Origin of the sequence: Bradyrhizobium pachyrhizi, assembly GCF_001189245.1 — a bacterium.
GTDB classification, from domain to species: Bacteria; Pseudomonadota; Alphaproteobacteria; order Rhizobiales; family Xanthobacteraceae; genus Bradyrhizobium; species Bradyrhizobium pachyrhizi.
On sequence record NZ_LFIQ01000081.1, the window covers coordinates 26,030 to 31,133 of the forward strand.

5 protein-coding genes and 2 pseudogenes are annotated in these 5,104 nt (G+C 64.8%); 3 read left to right on the forward strand and 4 right to left on the reverse strand.

Annotated elements, in window-relative coordinates:
* The 3 genes and pseudogenes from AKL29_RS44985 to AKL29_RS17865 form a co-directional block, all read left to right on the forward strand.
* Positions 1-195 (forward strand): annotated as a pseudogene (locus tag AKL29_RS44985) (DNA recombination protein RmuC); the annotation flags it as partial.
* A 265-nt stretch (positions 196-460) separates the two neighbouring features.
* Complete coding sequence (locus AKL29_RS17860) at positions 461-727, forward strand: GIY-YIG nuclease family protein (RefSeq protein ID WP_050385040.1); 267 nt, start codon at positions 461-463, stop codon at positions 725-727.
* A 117-nt stretch (positions 728-844) separates the two neighbouring features.
* On the forward strand, positions 845-2,221 hold the full coding sequence (locus AKL29_RS17865) for an AmpG family muropeptide MFS transporter (RefSeq protein ID WP_050385041.1): 1,377 nt from the start codon (positions 845-847) through the stop codon (positions 2,219-2,221).
* A gap of 292 nt (positions 2,222-2,513) precedes the next feature.
* Here AKL29_RS17865 and AKL29_RS17870 read toward each other — a convergent pair whose 3' ends face one another.
* From AKL29_RS17870 to AKL29_RS44990, 4 genes and pseudogenes are all read right to left on the reverse strand, one after another.
* On the reverse strand, positions 2,514-2,942 hold the full coding sequence (locus AKL29_RS17870) for a hypothetical protein (protein WP_167350402.1): 429 nt from the start codon (positions 2,940-2,942) through the stop codon (positions 2,514-2,516).
* Positions 2,943-3,090: 148 nt separating this feature from the next.
* The gene (gene recR, locus AKL29_RS17875; RefSeq protein WP_028335942.1) at positions 3,091-3,696 is read right to left on the reverse strand and encodes a recombination mediator RecR; all 606 of its coding nucleotides are present in this window, start codon (positions 3,694-3,696) and stop codon (positions 3,091-3,093) included.
* Between the two features lie 97 nt (positions 3,697-3,793).
* On the reverse strand, positions 3,794-4,114 hold the full coding sequence (locus AKL29_RS17880; protein WP_028335943.1) for a YbaB/EbfC family nucleoid-associated protein: 321 nt from the start codon (positions 4,112-4,114) through the stop codon (positions 3,794-3,796).
* A gap of 23 nt (positions 4,115-4,137) precedes the next feature.
* A pseudogene (locus AKL29_RS44990) lies at positions 4,138-5,104 on the reverse strand (DNA polymerase III subunit gamma/tau); the annotation flags it as partial.

A 5,104-nucleotide genomic window follows, 5' to 3' on the forward strand; every position in this document is an offset into this window, starting at 1 on the left:
CTGCAGACCCATTTCGGCCAGGTGAACGAGGACGTCAGGCAGATCCTGATCTCCGCCGACAAGATCGAAAAACGCGCCGGCCGGATCGAGGAACTCGACTTCAGCAAGTCCGAGATCCCGATCGAGGTGCCGCGCTTCGTCAAGCCCGCCCCCGACCTGTTCCCCGCCCCGCGCAAGCTGCAGGCGGGGGAATGATCGTTGTTTCTAGAAGTTGTCCGGCGTGCGCCACCCAATCGATGTCATCGCCCGACTTTATCCCGAAATAGCCGTGGGTGGCGGATAGGCCACTGGGATACTGGATCGCCCGGTCAAGCCGGGCGATGACAGTCTTTTGGGGGCTGATTCTGGTAACAACTTCTCTATGACCGCACCTAGTGATGTTGCTGACCAAAGATCGCACCACATAATCAGCTGTCATCGCCCGGCTTGACCGGGCGATCCAGTATTCCAGAGGCGGCAGATGGGGGCACGCAGCTATTACGTCTACATCCTCGCCAGCCATATCGGCGGCACGCTCTACATCGGTGTGACAAACGACCTCATTCGTCGCGTCGGCCAGCACAAGTTGAAGTTGGTCGAAGGCTTCACGGAAAAGTACGATATCGTAAGGCTGGTCTATTTCGAGCAGTTCGATGATCCTGAGAACGCGATCCGACGCGAGAAGCGGCTGAAGAAATGGCGACGCGCTTGGAAGATTTCCCTAATCGAAAAAGACAATCCGGACTGAATCGATCTTTACCCGGAAATTGCCGCAGGTGGCGGATAGGCTTCCGGGATACTGGATCGCCCGGTCAAGCCGGGCGATGACAGTCTTTTTGGGGCCGAATCTGCTACCAACTCCTCTATGACAGCACCTGAATCGACGTCAGACGCGTCTGCAAAGCCGGAGCCAAAGCCCGCCGCCACCTCCTGGCGCGACAGCTTTGCCGTGTACCTGCAGCCGCGGGTGCTGATCGTGCTGCTGCTGGGCTTCTCCTCGGGGCTACCGCTGGCGCTGTCGGGCTCGACGCTGCAGGTCTGGATGAAGGAGGCCGGGGTCGATCTCGGCACCATCGGGCTGCTGGCGCTGATCGGCACGCCCTACACGCTGAAGTTCCTCTGGGCGCCGCTGGTCGACGCGCTGCACGTGCCGCTGTTCACGCAGATGTTCGGCCGCCGCCGCGGCTGGCTGCTGTTCTCGCAGCTGTTGCTGATCGCGGCGATCGTGGTGCTGGCGATGGCCGATCCGGCGCGATCGCCATGGTTCGCGGCCTTCGCCGCGCTGCTGGTCGCAACGGCCTCATCGACGCAGGACATCGTGGTCGATGCCTTCCGCGTCGAAAGCCTGCCCGAAAGCGAGCAGGCCGCCGGGATGGCGTCCTATGTCGCGGCCTACCGCGTCGGCATGCTGGTTTCGACCGCCGGCGCGCTGTTCATCGTCAGCGGGTTCGAGTCCGCCGGCCTCGCGCGCCCGTCGGCCTGGATGTGGGGCTATGTGGTGATGGCCGCGCTGGTCGTGATCGGTATCATCACCGCGCTTGCGGCGACCGAGCCGGCGCAATCGAAAGGCGCGGAGGCGGCGACGCATGCGCAGAACGCGGCCGAACGCGTGTTGCACGCGGCGCTCGGCGCGTTCTCCGAGTTCCTCAGCCGCAAGGACGCCTTCGCGGCGCTCGCCTTTGTGGTGCTGTTCAAGTTCACCGACGCGTTTTCGGGCACGATGACCGCGCCGTTCGTGATCGACATCGGCTTTTCCAAGGTCGATTACGCGGCGATCGTGAAAGGCGTCGGCCTTGCCGCGACCCTGATCGGCGGCTTTGCCGGCGGCTTCGTGGCGCGGCGCTATTCGCTCGCGACCAGCCTCTGGATCGGCGGCGTGCTGCAGGCGATCGCCAATCTCTCGTTCTCGTGGCTGGCGCATGTCGGCGTCGATCAATGGGCGCTCGCGCTTGCGATCACCGCGGAGAATTTCACCAGCGCGATCGGCACCGTGATCTTCGTCGCCTATTTGTCGGCGCTGTGCCGCAATCCGCTGCACACCGCGACCCAGTACGCGCTGCTGACGGCGCTCGCAGCGGTCGGCCGCACCTATCTGTCGTCGGGCGCGGGCTATGTGGCCAAGGCCGTCGGCTGGCAGATGTTCTTCGTGATCTGCGTGCTGGTCGCGGTCCCGAGCCTGATCCTGCTCGCCTGGCTGCAGCGGCGCGGGCATTTCGATGAGCTGGGGCCGGTGCGGGTTTAGTCGCCTGTAGCCCGGATGGAGCGCAGCGCAATCCGGGAAATCTCTCGACCGGCACGACCGTCCCGGATTTCGCTTCGCTCCATCTGGGCTACGGATCGGCCGCAGGATTCCTGTCTCTCAAACCTCCCCTTGAAAAGGGGAGGTCGCTTTGCTCGCTCAAGCAAAGCGGGTGGGGATCTGTGTCTCTCCACACGCAGCGTCGCGCGCGGCGGACCCCCATCCCGACCTTCCCCCTTGCAGGGGGAAGGAGAAGAAACGTCGCTGCGCTCCATCCGGGCGACAAAGCACGCCCCTATTTCGCCACCACGCTCCACTTGGTGACGATGGCTTCGCTCATCTCGCCGGCGTCCTTGGCGCAGGCGATTTCGTCGACCTTCACCGAGATTTCCTTGCCGGAGAGGCTTTTGAGCTGCGCGGCCTGGGCATCGTTGGTCGGAATCAGCTGGAAGGTTTCCGGCCCGGTCTCGAGATTGCACAGACCGTTCGGCGGCGGCAGGCGGCGCGGCTCGCTGGTGATCTGGTAGGTCGCGACTCGCTTGCCGCGGTTCTTGGCGTCGCGCACCTTCATCGCGCTGAGTTCGCCCGACAGCACGTCGCCGGCGTGGATCATCTTGCCGGGCTTCTGCGGCGCGTCGGCCTGCTGCGCGATGGCGCAAGGCGCGGCGAACGTTGCCGCCAGAAGCGCAAAGCTCAAGCGTACGCCGAATCGGTGTGCCGTCATTGTCAGTGGTTCCGTATCTTGATTCGTCAGAGCGTGAATGACCGTCCCCGAATCGGCATCCACCCTACCATTTTGTTTCGCTGCGATCTTTTCGGATTGTGACCGATCGCTTGGCGCCTGACGCCGTGCTCGGCGCCGGCATCGCGCGCTAGAACAGCGTCCGCTGCCGCATGGCGGCAGATAGCGTACCTTCATCGAGGTAATCAAGCTCTCCGCCGACCGGCACCCCATGCGCCAGCCGCGTCACCCGCACATTGGCCTCCGACAAGAGGTCGGTGATGTAATGTGCGGTGGTCTGGCCATCGACGGTCGCATTGAGCGCCAAAATGATCTCGCTAACCTCAGGCGCATGCGCACGCGCCACCAGCTGATCGATGGTGAGATCCTGGGGACCGACGCCGTCGAGCGGCGACAGCGTTGCGCCGAGCACGTGATAGCGGCCATTGGTCGCATTCGCGCGCTCCAGCGCCCAGAGGTCGGCGACGTCTGCGACCACGACGATGATCGAGGGATCGCGGCGCGGATCGGTGCACACCGTGCAGGGGTTTTGTGTATCGATGTTTCCGCAGGTCTTGCAGACCTGGATCTTGTCGATCGCGACCTGCAGCGCCGCGGTCAGCGGCGTCATCAGGGCTTCGCGCTTCTTGATCAGATGCAGCGCCGCACGCCGCGCCGAACGGGGCCCGAGGCCCGGCAGCCGCGCCAGCAACTGGATCAGGCGTTCAATCTCGGGGCCGGCAACGCTTGCAGCCATTAGAGCATGACCCGGAAAAGTGCGAAGCGGTTTTCCGAAAAGGCCATGCTCAAACAAAGAGCTAAAGCACGATGATTCATCTCGATCTCGCTGCGCTCTAAGTCGGACCAAATCCCGGCGGCAGGCCGAGCCCGCCGGTCAGCGCCATCATCTTCTCCTGCATCGCGGTCTCGGCCTTGCGGCGGGCATCGCCATGCGCGGTGACCAGGAGATCCTCGAGCACCTCGCGTTCCTCCGGCTTCATCAGCGACGGATCGATCTTGATGCCCTTCACTTCCATCTTGGCGGTCATGCGCACCGTGACCAGGCCGCCGCCGGAGATGCCTTCGACCTCGACATTGCCGAGCTGTTCCTGCATCTCCTGCATCTTGGATTGCAGCTGCGCTGCCTGCTTCATCATGCCGAGAAAATCAGCCATGCGTGCGTCCTTGTAGCCAAATATCAATCGTCATCGCTGTCGGAAGTTTCAATCGGGTCTTCGCCGGTCGCATCCGCGACCGGAACCTCGGCGGCAAGGCGGCGGACCTCGACCACCTTGGTGCCGGGGAAGCGCGCCAGCACCTCCTGCACGCGCGGATCGGCCTCGGCGGCGCGCTGGTGCTCGCTGCGCGCCAATTCGTTCTGCGAGCGCACCGTAGGCTGGCCGGCCTCGTTGGAGATGATCACGGTCCAGCGCCGCCCGGTCCACAGTTCGAGCTTGCGCGACAGATCGGTGACCAGCGCGCGCTGCGCCTTCGGCTCGAGGGCGATCTCGAGCTGGCCGTCCTCGATGCGCACCAGCCGCACATCGGCCTCCAGCGCACTCTTCATCATGATGTCGCGCTTCTCGCCGGCGAGCGCGATCAATTGCGGAAAGCTTGATATCCGCAGCGCCGGCGCGGCAGCGGCGACCGGCGCGGCCATCTGCGGACGCGCGGCGAGATCGGCGCGCGGCGCGGCCTGCGGCGCGCGCACCGGCGCCGACGGCATGGCCGACATCGCCGAGCTCGGTGCGCCGCGTGACGGTGACGACGTGGCGGAACCCGACGTCGCGGGCGCCGCGCCGCCGCCGTTCTGCTCGATCATTCGGATCGCCTCATCCGGCGTCGGCAGATCGGCGACATAGGCAATCCGCACCAGCACCATCTCGGCGGCAGCGGCCGGACGCGTCGCGGTCTGCACCTCGGCGATGCCCTTAAGCAGCATCTGCCACATCCGCGACAGCACCCGCATCGACAGCTTGGCGGCGAATTCACGCGCCCGCACCCGCTCGGTCTCGCCGAACGCGACATTGTCGGCCGTCCCCGGCACGAACTTCACGCGGGTGACGAAATTGACGAACTCGGCAAGGTCGGACAGCACCACGACCGGATCGGCGCCGACGTCATATTGCGCGCGGAACTCGGCGAAGGCGGCGGCGATATCGCCG